Annotated in this window: 13 protein-coding genes; all 13 read left to right on the top strand. The window is 46.8% G+C overall.

Annotated elements, in window-relative coordinates; all coding sequences use genetic code 11:
- Nucleotides 1-223: 223 nt before the first annotated feature.
- Entirely contained in the window at nucleotides 224-2377 is a 2154-nt protein-coding gene (locus tag ACN0VA_RS12810; protein WP_417821538.1) for an adenylate/guanylate cyclase domain-containing protein, read from the top strand.
- Nucleotides 2378-2614: 237 nt separating this feature from the next.
- On the top strand, nucleotides 2615-3595 hold the full coding sequence (locus ACN0VA_RS12805; RefSeq protein ID WP_417821537.1) for a GNAT family N-acetyltransferase: 981 nt from the start codon (nucleotides 2615-2617) through the stop codon (nucleotides 3593-3595).
- A gap of 41 nt (nucleotides 3596-3636) precedes the next feature.
- Nucleotides 3637-5385 carry a hypothetical protein gene (locus ACN0VA_RS12800; protein WP_417821536.1) on the top strand — a complete coding sequence of 583 codons (1749 nt, stop codon included), beginning with the start codon at nucleotides 3637-3639 and terminating at the stop codon, nucleotides 5383-5385.
- On the top strand, nucleotides 5366-7711 hold the full coding sequence (locus tag ACN0VA_RS12795) for an NHLP family bacteriocin export ABC transporter peptidase/permease/ATPase subunit (RefSeq protein WP_417821535.1): 2346 nt from the start codon (nucleotides 5366-5368) through the stop codon (nucleotides 7709-7711). The genes ACN0VA_RS12800 and ACN0VA_RS12795 overlap by 20 nt, the downstream gene beginning before the upstream one ends.
- A gap of 1 nt (nucleotide 7712) precedes the next feature.
- Complete coding sequence (locus ACN0VA_RS12790) at nucleotides 7713-10643, top strand: NHLP bacteriocin export ABC transporter permease/ATPase subunit (RefSeq protein WP_417821534.1); 2931 nt, start codon at nucleotides 7713-7715, stop codon at nucleotides 10641-10643.
- A gap of 1 nt (nucleotide 10644) precedes the next feature.
- A complete protein-coding gene (locus tag ACN0VA_RS12785; protein WP_417821533.1) occupies nucleotides 10645-11187 on the top strand; it encodes a cyclic nucleotide-binding domain-containing protein in 543 nt (180 codons plus the stop codon).
- A gap of 176 nt (nucleotides 11188-11363) precedes the next feature.
- Entirely contained in the window at nucleotides 11364-12734 is a 1371-nt protein-coding gene (locus ACN0VA_RS12780; protein ID WP_417821532.1) for a TolC family protein, read from the top strand.
- Between the two features lie 23 nt (nucleotides 12735-12757).
- Nucleotides 12758-13324, top strand: coding sequence for a hypothetical protein (locus ACN0VA_RS12775; protein WP_417821531.1), 567 nt, complete (start codon nucleotides 12758-12760; stop codon nucleotides 13322-13324).
- Between the two features lie 96 nt (nucleotides 13325-13420).
- Entirely contained in the window at nucleotides 13421-14080 is a 660-nt protein-coding gene (locus ACN0VA_RS12770) for a CPBP family intramembrane glutamic endopeptidase (protein WP_417821530.1), read from the top strand.
- Nucleotides 14081-14176: 96 nt separating this feature from the next.
- On the top strand, nucleotides 14177-15730 hold the full coding sequence (locus ACN0VA_RS12765; RefSeq protein ID WP_417821529.1) for a TIGR04463 family radical SAM/SPASM RiPP maturase: 1554 nt from the start codon (nucleotides 14177-14179) through the stop codon (nucleotides 15728-15730).
- Nucleotides 15731-15841: 111 nt separating this feature from the next.
- Nucleotides 15842-16768, top strand: coding sequence for a hypothetical protein (locus ACN0VA_RS12760; RefSeq protein WP_417821528.1), 927 nt, complete (start codon nucleotides 15842-15844; stop codon nucleotides 16766-16768).
- Between the two features lie 98 nt (nucleotides 16769-16866).
- Nucleotides 16867-19905, top strand: a complete 3039-nt coding sequence (locus ACN0VA_RS12755) for an AMP-binding protein (RefSeq protein ID WP_417821527.1) — start codon at nucleotides 16867-16869, stop codon at nucleotides 19903-19905.
- Between the two features lie 3 nt (nucleotides 19906-19908).
- Nucleotides 19909-24367: type I polyketide synthase (locus tag ACN0VA_RS12750; protein ID WP_417821526.1), on the top strand; the 4459-nt coding region annotated here is incomplete at its 3' end.

The raw sequence follows: 24367 nt of genomic DNA, 5'->3' as shown, positions 1-24367 counted from the left end.
CCCTAGAAAATACTAGGAATTTTTTTTATTTTTACAGTAGTATATGCACTTGGGGAAAGTTGGCAAGCAGGACCTTTCTTCTTTTTAAAGATAAAGGAAACGGATGATGGATATCAACAAGGAAGAAACGCCAGAGAAACAAACAAAAGCTAAGGTAGAGAAAGAAACAGTACCAACTGTTATTGAACCCTCTCCCGATAAGCCTTTCGATAGAAAGATAAGTATGTCCATGCCTTCCTTGGAAGTAGAGCCAGACGTAAGGAAGAAAATCCGCTTTCGTATTGGTTTGAAAATCAGTTTTGTCCTTGTAACATTGTTCGTCAGTTTGGCATCGGCGGCGGCGATCCATTTGCCGTGGTATTATACGGCTACAAACAATATCAAAGATCTGGTTTCACAACTGAATACAGAAATTATTTCAGGTATTTCCAATGAAGTCAGCGATGTTTTTTCCTCAACACAGAATGTTCAACAATCCATTAAGGAAGCGCTACGTGATGGTGTTGTTGATGTCACGTCAAACGAACAGGTTTTGAATCTGTTCTTGCCCTTTATTAAAACGCAGGACCATTTTTCATGGATCAGTCTTGGTAAAGCGAATGGGGACTTTTTGGGCGTTAACCGAATTGATGGCGATAAATTCCGTTCCGTTGAAAGTCTTTGGAGTCCGACGTTAAAGCAGGCGGAGCGTTCCTGGAAATATTATGTTGTGCAGGATAACAACAATTATTTGATCCAGCGTAAATTTGAACAGCAAAGCTACGATGCCCGTGAACGCCCGTGGTATAAGCGGGCAATGGAGACAGAGACAGCTGGTTCTGTACCAATCTGGACGGATGTTTATGTCTTTGCCACCAACAGCCGACCTGGGCTGAATACAGCCCTTCGGCTTGAAAAAAAATCTGGAGATGTCGGGGTTGTTTCGATTGCGATCGAACTGGAACGATTGTCTTCATACCTGAAAGAAAAATTTAAGGATAAACCGGGGACGGCGGTTATCATACGCCCGGACCAGTCCATGCTTGCCTTTGTGGATGCCAGCGAGGTGACTATGACCTCAAAGGAAAATAAGAAACTGCAATTGCGCAAGCTGGGAGATTCTTATCATCCGTTATTGAGTGTTGCGGCACAGGCGTTGCGAGAGAGCAATCTGGACCTAAGCACGTTGGAAGAAACAGCCCAAGTTGACGTAAGTGGTGTGAACGGGACGTATTTTGTCACGTTTTCCCCGATCGGACGTGAAGGCTGGATTGCAACAACGATTATTCCCGAAGCTGCCTTTTTGGATTCTATTAAACGTAATAACCAAATTTTGATTGGTGCGATTACGATCTCAGTCTTGCTGGTCATTCTTTTGGCAATCTATGTGTCTCGCAAACTGATTGTTCAACCTGTTTCCCAATTGATCAAGCAGACCAAGGCCATTGAGCGATTTGATCTCGAACATGTCAATGAAGTGGGCAGTCATATTGCGGAACTGGACGATTTGTCGACAGCCTTTAAACAGATGTCGAATGGATTGGCGGCTTTCCAGAAATATCTGCCGGCCGATCTCGTGCAAATTCTGGTTAAAAATAATCAGTTGGCACAAGTCGGTGGGATTAATCGGACCATGACGATTTTCTTTTCCGATCTGGAAGGTTTTACAACGATTTCAGAAACACTGGGCCCGGGCCTTGTTCCGTATCTGTCTGATTATCTTAAGGATATGTCTGCTCAAATTGATGCGGAAAACGGCACGATCGATAAATTTATCGGGGATGCGATCATGGCGTTCTGGGGGGCGCCCAACGTCAATGACAATCAGGCAACGGATGCTTGTCGTGCCGCATTGCGCTGTAATCGTCTTTTACAACAACAGGCAGAACAGGCGGAAAAAGACGGAAAACCGGTCTTTCGCGCGCGTATCGGCCTCAATACAGGGCGTGTGATTGTAGGTAATATCGGGTCGGATAAACGTATGGATTATACGGTCCTTGGGGATCCAGTGAATTTGGCAGCCCGTCTGGAAGCATTGAACAAAATATATGATACCCGCATTCTCATCGGTGCAACGACCTTTGAGTTTTCTAAATACGAGATGGTTATCCGTAAGGTCGATTCGGTCAATGTCAAAGGCAAAGATCAGAAAACACCCATTTATGAATTACTTAGTGAACGTCCCGGTCCCGGTATGGCAGTTCCCGGATTCGAATGGATTGCCATTTATGAAAAAGGTCTGGATATGATGGAACGTCATTTCTACAGCGAAGCCATCGAGATGTTTAATGATACCGCAAAAGCCAGAGGTGGTTATGACGGACCTTCAAAAGTGATGATTGAACGTTGTGTAAGTGCGATGTCTGAAAGAACAAAACAGACCGATCAGCTAACCTGAAAAAAAAGGAAATGAATGAGTTGTAATGAAGTGTAAGGAAATGAACACTATTAAGCGAAATTCTGAAATCTTATATAAATGTTTATGACTATTTCTGATTTTTTTTCAAATAAACACATAAATTTCGGAAATTGTCTGTTTAAAACAATTAAAAACTCGCATACAATAAGGTTATAAATATAAAACAACGTCGATAATCTATAATATTTTTATAATATTCAGGGGCGAAAAGGGCTGGTGGGCAAACGCACATTTTGTGTGATCCAGTTGCTTTCGAAATTACAATCGGTGACTTCTCACATCGAAATCATAACGCGGGAAATCCGTGATGAAGAGGTCGGTCATTTCAAGGCCATGACCTTTCCACGTTTTAGACCAATGTTAAAACGGTGTCGCGACTATCCGAACCTTTACGCGCTTGGCGCGTGGTATCAAGGGCGTCCAGCGGGGCTGGTGTTGTTGAGCGCCAATCCCGATAAAGCGAATGCGGAACTGTTATCTGTTTTTGTTTTGAAAACGTTACGCCAAAAAGAAATCGGAAGCACTTTGTTGAAGCAGGCTGAGACCTTTTTGGGGGATTTAGGCGTGCGGGCCATTGAAACCAAATATTCCCAATCTGAAAAAACATCTCCGGCAATTGAAAAATGTCTGAGCAAAGCGGGCTGGCCAAAAGCCAGCTTGCGCATGATCCTGTTTAAATCCCATGTGGATAATGTCTTAAAAGCCCAATGGGTTAAGCGTTTTCTGGAAGGTGAGGACGGGGGCGTTGTTTCCGCATGGAACAGTGTCAGTGTGCAAGAAAGTGCTGCGTTAGAACAGCAGGACTGGATCCCGCAGGAACTGAAACCTTCAGTACATGCATCCCAAGGGATTGACGGGGCGGCGGTTCTTCCCGAACTGTGCTTCGTCTGTCGATTAAAAGGGGAAATTATCGGGTGGCATTTTTCGCACCGTCTGGATGAAAAGACGGTGCGTTTTAGTGTGAGCTATGTCCATCCCGATCAACAGGCCAATATGGTGCTGGCAAGGCTTTGGTACCATGCGGCCATGCAAATGAAACAAACATCTTACTCTATCATCCGTATGGGTGTTGCCGTTCAACACGGGCGAATGCAAGATTTCTGTAAAAAGTGGCTGAGCCCCTTATGTGATGAGATCACCTATTCGATGGGTAGTTTCAAAGTTTTACATCAGGAACAAGAGGCCGTGTGGATTTGATATGAAGGAAAAGAGCCGTTCAAAGGTTATGAGGGATAAATATGTTTCGTAAGAAGTCCATGGATAAACTGCATGAACCGGAAAGTCTGGACCAGTTACTGGTCGTGGTGACGCCGCGTTCCGTCTGGACACTCGTTTCATTGATTGTCGTGTTGCTGGTCGGTCTCGTATGGGGTGTTTATTCCCGTATTCCGATCACAGTGGATGGTTTTGGTATTCTGGTAAAACCCGGAAGCATCAAGACCGTACAGGCGATCGGCAGTGGTACTGTTTTTTCCGTCAGAACGGAAGTTGGCAGTAAGGTAACCGCCGGGGATCCGATTGTTCTTTTGAATAATCCGGAACAGGATCGCCAACTGGATATCGATATTGCGCGGTATGAAGCCTTAAGCCGTTTTAATGATCGCACACTTGCCATTTCTGCAACAAAGCGTGATCTGGAAATTGATCTGGTCAACAACAGTATTGCGGCGATTGAAACTGACAAGGCCGCAATCGCGGATCTTCGTGAACGCCTTGGCCAGCAAATGCGCGAGAATGTCAGTGAAGAAACGGAAAGTCTGCAACGTAACCAAAAACTTTTAAGCGACCTTCATCGTTCCCAAAAGAAACAGCTACAAAACATTACAAAACTGATCCGCGATGGGGCAGCCTCTAATTCACAACGTTTGCAGATGCAGGCGACTTTGACGGATACCGAAAGCCGGATGTCCGATATGAACCTGCGTAAAAACAGCGCAGAGCTTCGTTCTATTGATACAGAACAGCAGGATTTGCGCCTGAAACAGGAACTCACGCAACTGGAAACCCAGTTACAACAACAGATTATTAAACGCCAGCAAATTCAGCAGGATTTTGATTTCGAAAAGCACCGTAAAAGCATGGAGCTGAGCGAGTTGGCCGCCAAAATACGTTTAACGAAAGAACGCCATTTCCGTCAACAAATCGTTCATAGTGCCTATAGCGGTAAAACGCTGGAGGTTGCGACATCCATTGGGGAAACGGTTTCCAGCGGGGAACGGGTCGCAATCTTGCAAATAGAAACAGTCGAACCGTTTAAACGGCTTGTTTTTGGGGAAGATATCGCAAAGGGACAATTTTCCTTTACGCTGAACGGGTCCAAAGGACAGCCTGTTTCCTATCCGGCAAATGCGCAGAGCATAAAAGAGGCGTTGTTATCTACCGGAGCCATTGCGCAACCTGACACATTGCAGGTTAAACCGCGCTCGTCCAAACTGGAATTTGATATTTATTTTTCGGATGATGCTGATCTGTTCCTCGAAATCAATGATGAAGACCTTCTCAATGATGCCAATATTCCAACTTTTGCCACGGCATTGAATTTGGGAGGAAGGGTACAGAATAAAGATTTGCAACACCTGTGTTTCTTCCCGATTGGCAAAGGGAAAAAAGTCGTTCCGAAAATGAAAATCAGGATTAGTCCGTCCAGCGTGGAACGCCAACGTTACGGAAGTATTATTGGAGAAGTCACAGATGTATCGGCTTATCCTGTTACGTCTGAAGGCGTTCTGAATTTGACAGGGAATAAAGATGTCGCCGCCGCTCTTCTGGAAAAAGGCGGGACTATTCTGGTCAATGCACAGTTAAAATATGACGAAGACGATCCAAAACGTTATGCGTGGACGGCCAAAGGGTATGACCGTGAAATTACGGCGGGGACAACAACGACGTGCCGCATCACAATTGAAGAACGTGCACCTATTTCGTTCGTCGTTCCGTTAATGAGAAAGTGGTTGATGGGGGATGTCAATGATGCACCTCCTATCTGATCGCCTTAAAAAGATCAATGTGCGTTGGCTGAAATACCTGAATCCATCCCGTCTTGTTCCCTTGCTTCTTGAAGCTTTGTTGCGTGGGAAATCGGCTGCGTTGAATGAAGGCAAGACGCCGTTCGTCCTGCAAATGGAAGCTGTGGAATGTGGGGCGGCCTCGTTGTCCATGATCCTTGGTTACTACAAACGGTTTATCCCCTTAACGCAGTTGCGTGCAGATTGTGGGGTGTCGCGTGATGGGTCCAAGGCGTCCAATATTCTAAAGGCCGCACGTAAACATGGCTTAAAAGCCAAAGGGTTTAGTAAGGGGCTGGAAAAAGTCAAAGAACTAAAACTTCCGGTGATTGTCTTTTGGGAATTCAACCACTTTTTGGTCGTAGAGCGCATTACCCCGCAGTATGTCTATGTCAATGATCCGGCACGCGGGCACCGTAAACTGACGATGGAAGAATTCAGCGACGGTTATACCGGCGTTGTGTTGACGTTTGAACCGGGCGAAGATTTTAAACCCGAAGGTTCCCAACCCAACCCGTTGCCGCAACTGTTAAAACGGATTGCCGGCAGTGAACGGGCGATTACCTTTATGATGATTGCTGGCATTGTCGGGATTATTCCCGGCATGGTGCAGGCGGTCTTTTCCAAATTCTTTGTCGATGCGATTATTTCCGACGGCCATTATGAATGGCTCCGCCCCATGTTGGTTGCGATGGTCGCGGTGATGATATTCCAGCTTATTTTGCAAGCGATCAGCGGCTTGTTTTCAAGGCGACTAACCATGGGGTTGTCTGCCAAGCTTTATGCGGAATTTTACCAGCATATCCTGAAACTGCCTTATCATTTCTATACGCAACGTTATGTCGGGGATGTGGTAAACCGCAGCAGTCTGAATGATATGGTGGTGTCTCTGATGGCTGGGCAGTTGACACAAACGGCTGTCGGGCTGGTTAGTATGGTCTTTTTCGGCATTATTCTGTTTTCATACAATGCCCAGATAACGGCAATCGGGGTGCTTTCCACCTTGATTAACTTCGCCCTGATCCGGTCCATGTCATCGCGCCGGATTGAAGCCAACATGCGTATCGCCAAAGAACAGGGTAAAGTTCAGGGCGCGACAATTGCAGCGATCCAGAATATTTCTGCGATCAAGGCCTCTGGGATGGAAAATGCCTTTTTTGAAAAATGGGCCGGATATTTCGCTGCCTCTTCCAATGCAGGACTGAAGCTTTCATTAGATAGCCGGATGTTCTCCATCTTTCCGACCTTGTCCCAATCCATCGTCAGCACGATTACGTTGGTGCTGGGCGGTCTGGAAGTTATTAACGGTAACATGACAATGGGGACCCTGATGGCCTTCAACCTGATGATGGGCCAATTCCTCGGCCCGATCAGCAATGTGTTGAATTTGGCCGTGCAGATGCAGGAAATACGCGGGAATGTGGTCCGCCTGGAAGATGTTCTGGACCACCCCACCCGTGATGAAATGTTTAAGGGCACTAAAGGAACTCTTCCCACCTCCTCTCAAGAAACGGAGGGAGAAGGGGAAGTTTCTACTGATAGAGAGGATGAAGTGGATGCCAGTCAGCTTGTTGATCAAAGCACGCGGCTGGACGGCTCTGTCTCGCTTGTGAACGTGAATTATGGTTATAGTCCCATTGAAGGACCGTTGATTGAAGACTTTAATCTGGAGATACAACCCGGTGAACGGGTTGCTTTGGTCGGCAGTTCCGGTTGCGGTAAATCCACCGTGGCCCGTCTTGTTGCCGGTCTGATCCCGCCTTGGTCTGGTGAAATTCGCTTTAACGGGGTTAACCGGGAAGATGTGCCGGGCGAACTATTGACAAACTCGGTGGCCTTTATTGAACAGGAATTCTTGCTGTTTCCGGGCACCGTGCGCGATAACCTGACTTTGTGGGATAATACGATTTCTGATGATTGGTTAAAAGAAGCACTGGCGGATGCAGAGATTCTGGATCAGGTGCTGGCTATGGCCGGTGGGCTTGATGCTGATATCGAAGAAGGCGGTGGAAACCTCAGTGGGGGGCAACGTCAACGGCTTGAAATTGCCCGTTCGCTTGTACGCAAACCGACTTTCCTGATTATGGACGAGTCTACCAGTGCACTGGATGTGGAAACCGAAGCACAGATCATGCGCAATATTCACCGACGCGGCTGCAGTGCATTGATTGTTGCGCACAGGCTCAGCACTATTCGTAATTGTCACAAAATTCTGGTGATGCATAAGGGCAAGGTTATGGAAGTGGGGGATCACGAAACCCTGTATGCCTTGGATGGTCGCTACACCCGTCTGGTCAAGATGCAGTAGGATGAACGATATGGAATTGTTGGAACTTACCGGACACGACGATCTGCAACTGGATGACCCCAATATCGGTTATGTGGTTCAGTCCGGTTCCTTGTCTTTATATATGGTGGAACTTGTAAATAATAAGGCCACAGGACAGCGCCATTATCTGACGACTTGCCATCAAGGTTCTTTGATCTGGGGGCAGGTAACGCAGATCGGGGGGCATGATTTAATCATGATTGCCGAACCGGTCGAAAAAGCCTCTATTGAAAAAGTGGGACCGCAAGCTTTTGACGGTCCCAACGGCGCACAATATTCCCATGCGTTGGAGGCCTGGTGCGAGAAAATATGTAATTTTATCGCAAAATTCCGCGATCATACTTTTTCTGAGAAAGCCCTGATTGACGAGGAAATTGAATATTCGGCAGATCAGAAATTCCGCCCGGAAAGTTCAGGATTTTATCGTATAGATATTGAACAGGGCGCGCTTTCCATTGCGCCGGGGATCAGTCAGGATATTACCGCAGCAGATCAAAGTATTCTGTTCTATTCCACAGGGGTGATGCACTTTAGCGTTTTGGAACCGTTGAAAGCGATTATCCATCCTGTCGAACAGGCGAGATCTGAAGATGTAATGGGTGTGCGCTATTTACAAGATGCATTACTTTCTCTTTTCTTCGATCAGTTACGCCAATCCGAAATGGCGGAAAGAAAACGCTTTCAACGTTTGCAAAAGGAACTGAAGAAAGAAAAGAAAAAAGCGATTGATTATCTCAAGCTGACCGGTCCCGCAGAATGGCAGGCGCAAGAGTATGAGCATGATATCCTGTCCGTTCTGGAGGTCGTTGGACATTACGCCAAAATTGATTTCAATATGGAATCCAATTTTGACGTCAATGGCAGCATGGATGATCAAATTGATAAAATCTGTCGCGATTCCGGTGTGCGCTATCGCCATGTCCGCTTGATCGGGGAATGGTGGAAGGATGATATCGGGCAGGTCTTGTGTTTCGATAATGTCAGCGGTAAGCCGATGGCCCTTGTGAATTTACCGATCAAGGGTGGATTGGTGCGCAAATATGTGCTGTTTGATCCTGAAACCAGCGAGATGATCGATTTTGATCCGGATATGGAAATTGATCTGAATGAAAACGCCTTTTACTTCATTCGTCCGATGCCGTTGGATAAGGAAGAAGCGACGAGTTTCTTCAAGCTTGCTCGATTTACGTACAAGCCATTTACAACCGACTTCATTTTGATGTTTAGCCTGTCTTTTCTGTCGGGTGTACTGGGGATGTTTGTTCCGGTTGCCAATCGCCTGATGATTGACAAGGTGATCCCTGATGCCAACAAGGATCTCATGATTGATCTGGCGGTGGGGATGAGCTGTATGTCCTTGGGCCTATTTTTCTTTTCGTTGTCGCAAGGGTTGATTTCCTTACGGATCCAAACGGCCATGACGGCGCAGTTGCAATCCATGATTATTGATCGCCTGATGAAACTTCCGGCAAAATTTTACCGGCAGTTCAGCAGTGGGGATTTGCTAAACCGGGCCATGATGATTTCTGAAATCAGTGCGGGTTTTTCCAACACGGTCATCAATGCAATGTTTTCGTTGCTGTCAGTGATGATGATGTTGTTGATGTGTTTCTATTATTCATCAAAACTGGCTTTTCTGGCTTTAATCGCTGCGGTTTTAACGTCGATTTTCTCGATCAGTTTTTCTTTTGTCATGCGTAAACTCGCCTTGAATCTGGAACGTAAAAGTGGCGACCTGTTCGGCTTTATGGTGCAGATGGTCAACGGGGTGTCCAAGTTGCAGATTGCCGGGGCTGAAGCCCATGCTTTTGCACAATGGAGCAAACGCTATGGTGAACAGTTGAATGGGTCTTACAGGATTGCGCAACTGGGGCAATATTCGTCAATGATCAATATGTTCATTCAGACGTTCAGTACCATTGCGCTTTATTATTTTGCAGGAACCATGATTAAGGAAAGTGAAACCCTGCGTGCGCTGGATCCGATGGCGCCTGCGCTGTTAACCATCGGCAGTTTTTTTGCCATTCAAGGGGCGTTCAGTTCGGTTGTCGGTGGGATCGTGGGTTTCTTTTCCAGTTTCATCACCATTCATCAACAAATGGCAAAACGTGAATTGGCCCGCCCGATTTTAGAAGCCGAAGTTGAAACCGGCGAAGGCAAAAAATCACCACCGCCACTGGAAGGGCTGATTGAAATTTCCAATGTCAGTTTTTCTTATGGCGAGGATTTGCCGCCGATTCTTGACAAGGTAAATATTAAAATCCTGCCCGGGCAGTTTGTCGCATTTGTCGGTAAATCCGGGTGCGGAAAATCTACATTGTTTAAGCTTCTACTAGGGTTTGAAGTGCCGGAAAGCGGACAGATCCTGTATGATAAAAACGATACGGGCAAGCTTGATATGGTGGGTATACGCCGCCAGATTGGGGTGGTTCTTCAGGAAAGTTCCGTTAGTGCCGGTACTATTTATCACAATATTATCGGGGCGACGAAATTGACGCTTGAAGAAGCGTGGGAGGCGGCCGAAGATGCTGGTCTTGCCGATGAAATTCGTGAAATGCCTATGCAATTACATACCGTCGTGCCTGAAGGCGGTGGAACTCTTTCCGGTGGTCAGAAACAACGCTTGATGATTGCCAGAGCCTTGGCCGCAAACCCGTCAATTATCTTTTTTGACGAAGCGACCAGTGCCCTTGATAACAGAACACAAAAAATTGTGTCAGACAGCCTGCAACGCAGAAAAATCACGCGTCTGGTGATTGCGCACCGTTTATCGACCGTTAAAGACGCGGATAAAATTGTGGTGCTGGGCGAGGGGAAAGTACTCGAAGAAGGGACATACGAAGAACTTGTCAAACAAGACGGCCTCTTTGCTTCTATGGCAAGGCGTCAATCCGTCACTGAGGAGGAATAAGTTGAAAAAAGTACTTTATATTTTGGGCCTGCTGGAAGATGAAGATATCGACTGGATGGTCAGCGTTGGACATCGTGAACACCTGAATGAGGGCGATGTACTGATCACCGAAAACCAGCCCTGTGGCAGTTTTTTCATTCTGGTTGACGGGACGGTCGATGTTTCGGTACGCGGCAAAAAAATTGCTGTAATCACGATTGGCGAAGTGGTGGGGGAAATGTCCTTGCTGGATTCACGCCCGCCTTCTGCAACGATTACAGCGAGTTCCAACTCGATTGTTTTGCGAGTTGATTTTAAAGACCTTCAGGCCCGGCTGGATTCCAACCATCGTTTTGCTGCGCGCCTATATAAAGCGCTGGGTGTTTTCCTTGCTCAACGTCTGAGAAGTATCAACTTGCAGCTAACTGTTGGGGATACCGCCGATATTGAAGAGTTCGATGACGATGACATTCTGGATGATGAAATCGATGAACAGGTTTTGGAAAAAATATCTTTGGCCGGTGCCCGTTTCAAAGTGATAATTGATAAAATGAAAAATGGTTAATCAGTTTCACTTCAAGACTAAAATGATGATTGCATGAGGCGAGCGTGATAAAGAAAAAAAAGGCCCTTGTGGGTATCTTAACATATATGTTTTTAGCGCAAGGTGCGCAGGCTGCTGATTTGAGGGCGCTGTCCCCGTATTGGAATAACTTTGAATTTCAAGGGAACAGGGTCCAAATGAGCCTGCGTGCCGCCCGGCAAAGAACGTTCCTTAACGAGCTGGTGACGCAGCCCACTGCGTTGGCTATCGACACGGCACAATCGGAAATTATTTCGGCAGAGTCGAGTTTCGATCCAACGGTTACGTTAAGCACGACCAGATCGTCGACGCAAAATGAAGTTACACCGACACAAACAGTTAACGATACGGCCAGCTTAACCGTCAGCAAAGCTTTTCAGACCGGTACGGTTTTATCCGCATCGGGCAGTTATACTCAGGCTGATTCTACAACCAATACGAACGATCTGGCCACCGATCAGGTTTCTAAATCCGTTAGTCTTACCCAGCCTTTATTAAAGGATGCCGGTGGGGTGGTGAATGCGTTGTCGATCCGGACGGCTGAAAAGACGTTTGATAGTCAGAAAATGACGCATATTGATACAATGTCGGGTAAATATCTTGCGGTTACCAATGCTTATTGGGATCATTGGCTGGCCTTTCAATCGTTGAATATTGCACTGGAACAATATGAACTGGCCAAACAGCAGACCGTGTTGGCGCAAAAATTGGCGGATGCCGGTTTGGCGGCAAATGTGGAAGTATTACGGGCAGAGACCGGTGTTGCCCAGCGAATGGATGCGATTTTACAGGCGCAAAACAATATTATTGCGACAAACAATGTCCTGTCCAAACTGGTCAGCAGTGAGGAAAGCGAAGAAATTTATACCTTGATCCAACCGACAAGCGAGCCGGAAGTTACAGAACCGAAGTTGAATAAAAGGCAATTGCTTGATGAGGCGTTGAATAATTCGCTTTCAATCAAAATTCTGGAAAATTCAACTGATTCTGCGCAAATGACCTTGGAGGCGGCGGAGCATCAGTTGCTACCCGAAGTTGATTTTAACGCCACCTATACGGAGACGGATGGGAAAACAGATAATAAATCGGTCAAGTTCAATTCCAGTGAAAAAGACGATTGGACGGTAGGCTTAACGTTAACTTATCCCTTTATGCAACGCGCGGATAACGAAGCCCATAAACAGGCGTTGATTAATTTGAAAACCGTTCGTTACTCTTTGGCAACACAACGTCAAACCATTGCAAAAAATGTCGATCTTGCCTTGAACAGTATTTATCAGAGTTATCGTAAACTCGTGGCAGCGATTGCAGAAGAAGAAATCACACAACGGATTTATCGTGCCGAAGTGCAGCAGTTCAATCAAGGTCAGCAAACAAGTACGGATGTCTTGAATGCGGCTCAGCAATTGGCGGTGGCGCAGAATAAAAAAGCCTCGGCAAAAGTGGATTTCGAAAAGAACAAAACCCAGATCAATTATATCCGTGGTGCGTTGAACCAGACGGTCATGGAATTTCTGAATATAGAATAGGGGCAAAGTAAAGGTTGAAAGCAATGAGAAAAAAAATTGATTTCAAAAATATGACGGCAAAGCAAATTATTTTGATCGTGGTTGGATTTGGCCTGAGCGTGACCGGTCTGGTTTTATCCATCATTCTTTTTGCGTCCAACCTTTATACATCTGAAGAATTGAACAAAATTTCATTGACCGATGATTCTGTTCAAACGGTTTGTGACAGTTGCGTGATTAAACCGGATCAAAGCTTATGGCTAAAAGTTCGAAATCGTCAGATCGAGTATACCGATATTTCATTATTGGTCAGAGTTGAGGCCTTGAATCGAGACTTATCTAAAAATGAAGACACGTCTTTTCAGATTGTTAACTTCCGCAATCAATTTGGTAATCATGTTTATTATCGTTTGATGTCATTGGATGAGTTTGAAGGTCTTGAAACGCGAATCACATTGGTCAGAAAAGGGGATGATAAGATGACGAACGAGGCATCGGTTGCCCTGCGCCAATATGACGGAATGAAATTTAGCTTTTCCTATATTTTAATGATCTTAATTGGAGTAGGGACTCTTGTTTATGGTATTCGGAGTAAAAAAAATCATGTATAGTTCAAGCGTATATTGCCTTTTTTAGACAGAGTATCATTATTATTTAATTCTAATGAATAATTCAGAGAATAATTAAGTTAGGGTAATTATTGTGTCATGAGAAAAAGACCGATCATACATGTTGTATTGTTCTTTATACTCACTCTTGTCGGGTTAGGGCTGTTGCGCAGTGGCAGTTTCGCTCACGGGCAGGCTTTGTTATGGGGATTGATGGTTGTTCAGCTTGTTTGGGCAGCCTGGCTTTATCCGATTTCAAAGGTGACTTTGGGGAATTTCCAGTTTGCCTTATTTATATTGGTAATTGTTCAAATGCTGCAATATGGCACGAACGTGCATTCTTTTGCGGCCGGCAACTTCTCTGTATTTGACCTGATTCGCTACATGATATTTATCGCATTGGTTGAGGAGCTTTGGTTTAGGGGCATTCTTCAGGATAATGTGGGAGGGTCGCCCCTTGTCGGGATATGTGTTTGTGCGGTGATTTTCGGCCTTTACCATATCCAACAAGGTTGGGGGACCGTTTTAACGACAACGGCTGTCGGGTTCCTGTTTTCGGTTGCCAGAGCGTGCGGGGCAGGCATCATCGCTTTGACGCTCGCTCATGGTACCATGAACTGGTTGAACAATTCATTCTTGCCGCCGGTTGGCTTACGTATTGAAATAACATGGTTTTACGCGGTATTTGCGCTGGGATGTCTGGCGGGGGGAAGTCTGCTTTACATCTATTATAAAAAAAGAACGCTGAGGGTAACTTAATATTTCGAAAACGGACCGTAAAAGGTTCGCATGTAACAAATCTATCAATTGCCCCGAAGAATAAGAAAAGCGGGTCGGTTAACACGGAGCAAATTTATGAATGAATATAGTGATGCAGGAAGTATCGTTCGGGCCTCTATCATGGCGCAAATTAAGGCTGAACAATCCAATGCCGTTTTGCAAAAAACAGTAACCGCGGGCGAAGATGTTTCAAAACGTCATGCCAAAGCTTCTACTTACAATCTTTTTGTGCCGATCGAAGGTGATCGCAATCTTGTGTACAACACGCTGACCGGGGCTTTTGCTGTCTGGAATGCGCAGGATATGGAAATTTATAAATCCATCGAAACGCAGAAACGTTCCGTCACCGACCCGGAACTGAGCGATTTCATCTCGGGCGGATATATGGTGAGCAACAAGACGGACGAGGTCCTTGAGCTGGAAAGCCGTTATATGGCAGCCCGTAATGATCCGGCAACCATGATTATGACGGTTGCGCCGATTATGGCCTGTAACTTCGCCTGTGATTACTGTTTCCAAGGTGCCGACAAGCCGCATGAAAAAATGCCTCAATTTGTTCAGGATGCCTTGCTTGACTATCTGGATCGCAAATTGCCGGAACTGAATCTGTTGCATATTGCGTGGTATGGTGGCGAACCCTTGATGGGGCTGTCTACGATTGAGACATTGACGGAAAAAATCGTAGCGCTTTGTAAAAAACACAATACGAGATATAGCGCCTTTATCGTTACGAACGGTTATTTCTTTGATGGTAAAACGGCTGAAAAACTTTATAGCCTTGGCGTAACAAGCTGTCAGGTGACCTTTGACGGGGCGGCGGAAACGCACGATCAACGCCGCATGTTGCTGTCGGGCCGTCCGACTTATATGCGTATTGCGGACAATTTGGCCGAAGCCGTTGAACGTACCCCTATTCAGGTTTCATTGCGGGTGAATATTGATCATCATAACAAGGACAATATTATTGACTTGATTGATGATTTGCATAAACGCGGCTTTTCAAACCGAAATAATTTGGGCATGTATTTTGCCCCGGTTGAATCGATTACAGAGGCCTGCCATAACTGTAATGATATTTCTATGGGCAAGCAGGAATATGCATCCATGGAAGCCGAATTATATCGCTATGCCTTTGAAAAAGGGCTGACAGGCCTGCCGCGTCCGCCTGTAATGCATGGTAACTGTGCGGCCGTTCGCAAAAATGGTCTGGTTCTTCTTCCCAATGGTGAACTCCATAAATGCTGGGACACGGTTAATGATACCACGATGAAGATCGGCACAATTTTTGAACCGGAAAAGTCGTTGGACAGCCCCATTCATAATGAATGGATGCAATGGTCGCCCTTTATGAACGAAACGTGCCGGACTTGCAAAATCCTGCCGAACTGTACAGGGGCCTGTGCATATAAATTTATTTATACAGATAAAACTTTAGGAGAGGGAGGTTCACTCCCCTGCCCGAGCTGGAAGTTCAATATCAACGAACGCTTGCTCATTCGGGCCGAGAAACGAGGGATAATCTCGGCAAATGATATCTTGGATGTCAGCCGTACGACAACAGAAGAGGTGGGGCGAAACCACACGGACTCGGGCTTGTTTACGACGAAGTCTGCGGTTGCCGCAGGTTAAGACAATAGGCAAAACCGAAAATCAGTAATGATACTTAGTCACCTGTGAGAGTGCCGGGAAACCGGTTTTCAATCAGGACAGTTAATTCTTTTCAAAGAAGGGGACTTGTGAATGGAATATGTAGACAAGCCATTTGGTGCAGATGTTCATATTCTTGACCCGCAGACAGCTTTTATGGCGGGTAAGATCAAGACAACAAATATCGACGATTTGCGAATGTTTGAACGCGCATTTCCGGCTAAACCGGAAGTGTTGGTCAACGTTGCAAAACAACAACAGGAAAAAGATGATCATGTTGTAGAAACAACAGATGACATTCCTGCAAAAGAAAAAGCAGATCTTTTGTTCTTAAAAGTTCTGCCGATGTGTTTCGTTCCCGCAAATGCTGGAGATTGGGAAACCAATATTCACTTTAAAGTCACTGGTGCAGCTGATTATACGATCTCAGTTGCCAATGGTGCGTGTGCGATCTCAGAAGGGTTGATCGGTGAACCCGATACGGTAATCGAAAGCGAATATGATGATTTCCGTTTAATTCTTCGTCACATTGTTCTTCGTGACAGTACATTGGTTTCTGAAGACCAGTTGGAAGAATGGGATGACGAAATCGAGCTGGATATGGAGCTTGAGGACGATCAGCTTGAAGCGATTGCCGGTGGTAAAGGTTGCGGTGCGGAAGCATCGGCTGGAACTGCATGTGGCGCTGATGGTTGCGGTGCGGCTGCGGGTGCAGGCGTGGCCTGTGGTGCAGCTGCCTGTGGTGCCGATGCCAGTGCTGGTACGGCCTGTGGTGCAGCCGCTTGTGGTGCAGCCGTGGGCGTCGGTTCGGTCTGTGGTGCAGATGCCTGTGCTGCGGCTGCCGGTGTCGGTACGGCCTGTGGTGCAGCCTTGGGTGTCGGTGCGTGCGCTGGTGATGCGTGCGGTGCGGCCTTGGGTGCCGGTGTTTGCGCCGGCAACGTTTGTGGTGTTGACATTCTTGGCGGTGCGGATTGCGGTCCGTGCGCCATCAACGTTATCCCGCTCGTTCCGGGGACTTAATCGTTTCAAAACGATAAGGCTCAAAGGGCTTAGGCGGCGTTTTATCGCCGCCTAAGCCTTATTTTTGAAATTCTTGCCTGTTTCCATCAATGAACAAAATGTCAGAAGAACCTGAAAACCTTGCACAATGGGCTTGGCAGTCACTCTCTGAATTAGGGGAGAGGCCGGCGCTTCGCGTTTTGTCTTCTCAGGGCGAGGAATGTTTTTCCTATGACGATTTGATGGAATGCAGCCGAAAGGTTGCTAAATTCCTACAGCGGAAAACAAAACCGCAGAGCCGTATTCTGCTTTGTGAAAAACCGGGCATCGCCTTTTTGTCAGGTTTGTTGGGTTGCTTCCTTGCGGGACGCCTTGTCGCCCCGACATTTGAGGCGGCTAACTCACGTACCCTGAAACGTTTTCTATCCGTTTATGACAATTTTAAACCGGATCTGGTTCTTTCCTCCTCACCGATTTCGGGTATCGAGGCCGCAAATCTGAGTGTCCAGAATGTTTTGGATAAGAACCCACCGCCGCTTTCCTATGATGAGATTGCAAGCGGGGAGGGGGAGCTTGCAGCTTTGGTGCAATACACATCCGGGTCCACATCCGATCCCAAGGGGGTGGTGCTGAACGGGACACAGATTTTACATAATCTGAGGGCAATCAATCAGCATCTGCATTTCACCCGCATAGATCCGCCGACGGTGGTCAGTTGGTTGCCGCCTTATCACGATCTCGGATTGTTCAGTCATTTACTCTCAACTTTATCGGTTGGTGGGCATCTGGTTATTTTGCAACCGATCGATTTTATCCGTTCACCCTATCGCTGGCTGAAGGCGATATCGGATTACCGTGCCGATTATTCCAGTGCACCGGATTTTGCCTATCGCAATTGTGTAAAACGTATTAAGGCGGAACAGATTGCGGATTTGGATTTGAGCTGTTGGAAAGCGGCCGTCAATGCCGCAGAACCGATCAACCTGTCAACGCTGGATCAGTTTTACGAGTTATGCCGTCCGGCAGGTTTTAAACGGGAAAGCCTGATGCCGGCATACGGACTGGCCGAGGCAACGGTATTTGTTTCGGCTACCCCTTTAAATCAGGGACCGTTACGGGCCTTCTTTAAGCAATCGGCCTATCGTCAGTCTCAGGCCATATGTGCGGAAAATGCACACGAGCGTAAAGATGCGATAGAACTGGTGTCCAGTGGTAAACCAATACCGGAAATAGAGGTCAGGATTGTCGATCCCGAAACCCATGCGGAACGTGCACCGGGGGGGATCGGCGAGGTGATATTGAAAGGCCCGTCTATTTCCAGCGGATATCTGGACCGTGCGGATGAAACGCAGAAAAGTTTTATCAACGGATATTTGCACACCGGTGATCTGGGTTTTCTGTATGACGGGCATTTGTTTATTACCGGGCGGATTAAGGATTTGATTATCCTGAATGGGGAAAATTTCCATCCCAACGATATCGAACATCTTGTTCGCCAGACCCTAAATGTGGACCGTGCGGCTGCATTTGCCCTGTCCAATGAAAGTGATGTGATTTTATGTATTGAAAAAAATCACGGGCTGGACACGGATCGACTGGGGTCTGCGGCACACCGGATATATCGTCTGGTTTTGCTGGAGATGGGGATCGAACTGCACAAAGTTCTTTTTGTCAGACATAACAGCCTGCCGGTGACGTCCAGTGGAAAAATACAACGCCGACAGACACGGGCTTTATTTGAAAAATCGGCATTGGATGTTGTACATACCTATGATCCTCATGCTGAATTCTCCCGTCTGGGACCGCAAGATCTGTTAAATCTGATTGCGACAATTTGCGATAAAGATCCTCTGGAATTGACGGTTCAAAGCGGCCTTGCCGATTTGGGGTTTGACTCTCTCAATCTGCTGCAACTTGATATTCAACTGGAAAAAAACTTTAACCTGACTTTGAATTTGGATCAGGTTCCTGAAACCATTCTGGATTTATATGCCCAGATTGAAAACATCACTCAGGATGAAAGCAAGGACGTACAGGCGGTTTCACGGGTTGAGATCACGGCGCAGGATCGGGATATCAGCATAAAAAACTGGCAGACCATTGCGAAAAATTATGATGATTTCATCGGGTTTAGCGGACTGTTGGAAGATAACCCCTATCAGGTCATTCATATTTGTCAGCGGCTTTATTTTTTCCTGCCACAAAAGGCCTCTAAACTGTTAAATATCGCCTTGAGAATTTATCGTGAGCATCTTTATACCAACTGGTTCTGGTATTTGCCCAATTTCCAAAAAATATTGCGTGATTGGAAAACGAGTTTTCCGGCTGACTATAAACATCTGTCCAATAAATTACATGGGGTGGAACCCGGCAGTGTCCTTGTACTTGCCCATATGCATGGCTGGGAATGGATTGTTGAAAACATTCTTTATGTTGTACAGGAAATGGGACAAGACGTGGTTTTGATTGCCAATACGTCCGTGGTGGAAAAATTACTCAATAAAAAACGGCGATATATGTCGGGGGAAACGCGGGCATATTACAGCAATGCAATTCTGGATGTGGACAGTCCCCGTTTTGATGTTGACTTGTTAAAGGCGTTGAACGAAGGACGTTTGCTGATTGCCTTGCCCGATACGGTTCTTGCCGGGGGGCGTCTGACCCACAAACAGGTTGTCCCTTTTATGATGAGTGATATGGCACTTGCCGCGGGTGTTTTTAAACTGGCTGCACAAAAAGAACGCCGTGTGTATCAACTGGAATATTATTTTACGGCCAATGGGCCGGAAATGGAACTGGTGGATCTAAGCCAGCCGCATCACGGGAAGTCCCCTGTAGAAGAACCGGAAATTATGGTCATGCGTTTTGGGGATTCCATTGCCCGACGAATGGATCATTGGGCGCAATGGTCCATTTTGACCCCTACTGGCAAGCCGCCTCGCATAACAGGTGATTTGAAGGACGAGAACTTTTTCGATCGCTATGGGGTTGTGGTATTGCAAACGGGCAATGTCTGTGTCCTGCACAGTTTACCGCTGAACCGAAATATTGAAATATCCAAAAAAGAATACGAGCTGATGAAATCATCTGCACAGGCTGATATTCTGAAACAATGTCGCGCAGATGTACTGTCCCTTTTTCCGGATTTGGTTCTTTAGAAAATGTCCAATAGAAATAAAAAAATTTCCGTCGTTTCAATGAGTTGCCGTTTCCCGGGCGGGGCGAATAGTCCTGAGGAATTTTGGGAGCTTTTGAAAAATAAAGGCAATGCCATTTCCGATATTCCGTCCGGTCGATTTAATGCGTCGCGTTTTGTTGATGCCAATACGGAGAAAACCGGTAACAGTTATGTTGGTAAAGGGGGCTTTCTCGACTGGAACCCTGAAAGTTTTGATCCCGCACCGTTCAATATTTCACCACGCGAAGCGGCGAATATGGACCCGCAACAACGCCTTTTACTGATACTGACACAGGAACTTTTCGTGCGCGCCGGGTATGGCGTACAAACTTTTAAGGATCAGCCCGTTGGGGTCTTTATCGGCGGATTTTGTGTTGATAATCTGCTACTGAAACTTGGGCCAAACAATTGGGACGAGATTAACGCCCATACTGCAACAGGTTCCACCCTGACCATGTTGGCCAATCGTATTTCCCATACGTTCGATTTTACAGGACCGAGTTTTTCGCTGGATACCGCCTGTTCGTCGTCTCTGGTTGCGCTGCATCAAGGGGTGCGCAGTCTGCAAAATGGTGAATGCGATTGTGCGATTGTGGGTGGTGCCAACGTGATTATGTCGCCGGAATATTATATTGCGATGTCCAAGGGGCATTTTCTATCCCCCAATGGGCGCTGCGCCACTTTTGATGCGGAGGCCGATGGATATGTGCGCGGGGAGGGGGCCGGTCTGGTCCTGCTAAAACCCTATGAACAGGCGCTGAGTGATGGCGATCCGGTTTTGGGTGTGATTGAAGCCAGTGGCATTAATCAGGATGGTCACACCCCTGGCATTACTCTGCCCAGCATGGCGGCACAAACCCGTCTGTTGCAGGACTTGCTTGATAAGAGCGATCTCAGCCCCCATGATATCGGTTATGTGGAAGCCCACGGCACCGGAACGCAAGCTGGTGATACGGCAGAAACCACAACATTAAAAAATGTATTCGGGGACTGCCTTGGTGAACAGGATTGTCTGTACGTCGGGTCGGTTAAAACCAACATCGGGCATCTCGAAGCCGCTGCAGGTATTGCGGGGCTGATTAAAAGCCTTCTGATCCTAGAACATGGGCATTTACCGGCAAACCTGCATCTGAACAGGTTTAATCCCGCGCTGGCATGGGATGACCGTTTCAAGGTTCCACAAGACTATATCCGTCACGACAAACTGGATAAAAAGCCAGCTATTCTTGTCAATTCCTTCGGTTATGGCGGGACGAACGCGATGGTTGTTGTAAAACGTCCGCTGCGGTCTTCAATCCCTGTTTTACCTTGTGTAAAAAGCGAAGAGGGTAAACCGCTTCCCCTGTCGGCTTACAGTTATGATGGATTGCATGAACATGTGCGCAAGGTTCAGGGTGATCTAAAAGAAACGACGGATGTTTATTCTTATTTATATTCCCTGAGCAACAGCAATGCAGACGGGCCCTATCGCAGGCTGATCTGGTATAAAAACGAGGCATCTCTGCTTCAAGAGCTTGACGAAATTTTGAGTGAGAAACCGGCTTTGCCCGGTGTTCAAAATAACACGCTGGCCCTGATCTATTCGGGTATGGGGCCACATTGGTGGGGGATGGGGCGCAGCCTTTATCAAAATGTGCCTTTGTTTCGCGATACGTTGGATCATGTGGATGAACTGTTTCAGAAACTGTCCGGTTTTTCGTTTATTCAGGCGATGGGAAGCTCGTCAGAAGACAGCCAGATCGGGCGTACAGAAATTGACCAACCTTGCGGCTTTGGTCTTCAGGTCGCCTTGACAACGCTGTTGCGTCATTATGGATTAAAGGCGGATTGTGTCATGGGGCACAGTCTGGGTGAAGTGTGTGCCTTCTGGGCCAGTGGATGGTTGACGTTGGAAGACGCCGTTTGTGTTGTCTATCACCGCAGCCGCTTACAAGCACGATTGCGCGGGCAGGGCGGAATGCTTGCCACAGCGCTGAATGTGCAAGAGGCACAGGTCTATATCTCGGCTTATGACGGGGTGTGCCTGTCCGCGCAAAACAGCACCAATATGGTGACCTTGGGCGGAAATCTGGATCAACTTGGCCTGATTGCACAAGAATTGGAAAAGGCCGGTATATTCAATCGTTTCCTGCGGGTGGAAGTGGCCTATCACAGCCATTATATGGATGCGATTGAAGAAGATTTGCGTCTTGGGCTTGCTGATATTTCGTTTCAAAAACCGGATGTTGCACTTTATTCCACCGTCAGTGGACAGCTTTTTGAAGGGGATGTCGCACCAGCAGATTATTGGTGGGGCAATATCCGGCAGGCTGTTGCTTTTCAGGCCGGATTTTGCGCCATGATTGAGGCATTCACCCCTCAAGTTCTCGAGATCGGGCCACATCCGGTATTAACCGGGGCAATTCAGGAAAATTTGTATCATCTACAAAAAAATGTTCCTGTTCTTTATAGCCTGCATCGTGAAAAAGATGAATTGGAACGCCTGCACGATATTGTGAAACATTTCTACAACAGCGGGTTTAACCTGAATTGGTCGGCCTGGTATCCGGTTCGTTCTGTTTGTCCGGTACCGATTGCACCGGTTGTGGAAAAACAGTTGTGGGTGGAGTCCGCCTTATCCAAGCAATGTCGATTTGGATTGCCCGGATCGCCTTATTTGTTGAACCGGGTGAACGTTCCCGGCATTGTCTGGGCAGGTGATATTTCGCGCGGTTTTTTCCCTTGGCTGTTTGACCATAAAGTCAAAGGCGAGGCGACATTCCCCGGTGCTGGATATCTCGACGCCATGTTCAGCGCAGCGGCGCAGATGGTACCAGCCGATATCGGCGTTGAATTGCATCAGGTTGAACTGCGTGCCATGTGGCTGCTGAATCAAAATGATAATTTCACCTTGTTCACCAAAGTTGATGGCGCCACACAGCAGATGGAACTGTTTACAAGTGTGCGTAACCAATTATATGCCCATCAATTAAATGCTGTTGCCCGCTATGCTCCCACAGAAACAGGTTTTGCCCCTGTTCCTGATCTACAGAATGAAAAAGAGCTGGACGTTGATGAGTTTTATCAACAGGTGCAGGAGATCGGTTTTCAATATGGTCCGGCTTTTCAGGTCATCAAACAGTTGTATGTGGGTGACCAGACCCTGCGCATGCGTCTGGAGGCACCGGCACATGACGTTGGTGGGGCTTGTTATCCGCCGCTTCTGGATGGTGTTTTCCAAAGCGTCTTGTCCATGATTGTAACTGATAGCACCTATCGTAAAAGTTACGTGCCTTTTTCGATGGAACGTTTATGCCTGTTGCAACCACTTGTGCCTGAATTGGAGGCCGTGGTTGAAATTACGCAGATGGATGCGCAGGAAATTCGCTTGAATATTTGGGTGAATACGACGGATGGAGCGCTGGTCTTTTATGGTGCGGGCATCCGCTTCATTGCGCTGGCGCAAGAACCCAAAAAACTGATGGATAGCTATGCCTGTCAATGGGAGGCACACCCCTCAGAACAAAGTGCTGAAGTGACAAAATATGCCTTGCATCCGGCTTCTGCCCCTGTTGAGGGCTTGGTCCCTTATCTGGACGAGGATGCAGATAATAAATTGTTATTCCTACATGATTTGAATCAACCGGTGGCACAGATCGAAACGCTTTTGTTTGATCATATCAAAACGGCATTACACGAGGATAGTGGGGCAACGTTGTTGATTGTTCTTGCCCAAGACAATGAGGCTACCGGATATCTTGCCAATATGTTGCATGGCTTTATTCAAGTTTTGGAAAAAGAAGGGTACGAAGATGCCCTTCGTCTGGTTTACGGTCGTGTTGATGATCTGTTGGAAACCGTGACGGACTGGATGAACAGTAAGCAGCCGGTCTTGCATATCCGTGAACAAAAAGGATGGGTCCCGCACATGACCCGCTTGCCTGATCCCAATATTACACCGGTTGCGGCACGATTTGATCGGCAATTGTATTTTGATTGGCCGCTCAAGAATACATTGGTTGAACAAGGGCAAAGCCTGCAAGGTGACCGTTTGGCCATTGATGTTGTCTCGAATGATAAACTATTCGGGGCTTATGGCTTTATCGGTTCCAAAGGGGCTAAACGCTATATGGGCGTTTGTGCACAGGTGGATAAACGATTTATCGATATGGATGAAAAAGATCTGGTCGAAGTCGATGCTAATCTTTGCGTTGATACATTGCTTTCGGCCTTGGCCTATAGCGTGTTTGAATCCGTTTTCCAAAGCAAGGCTACTTTCCCGCGCGTGACGTTGCACGGGCTGTCAAATGCATTCGAGACGAGGGCTGCCCATAAATATCTTGATCTTTATGGTGTGACTGTTGCAGAAACAGGTGACTTTCAAACATGTCATCTCGATTTTTGTTCTGATTCTGAACGATTGGAAAAGAGCGGACTATCCTGTCGGGTTAATCTTCTTGGAC

Source organism: Terasakiella sp. (genome assembly GCF_048267425.1).
GTDB lineage: Bacteria > Pseudomonadota > Alphaproteobacteria > Rhodospirillales > Terasakiellaceae > Terasakiella.
This window is presented reverse-complemented; position numbering and strand designations above follow the sequence as displayed.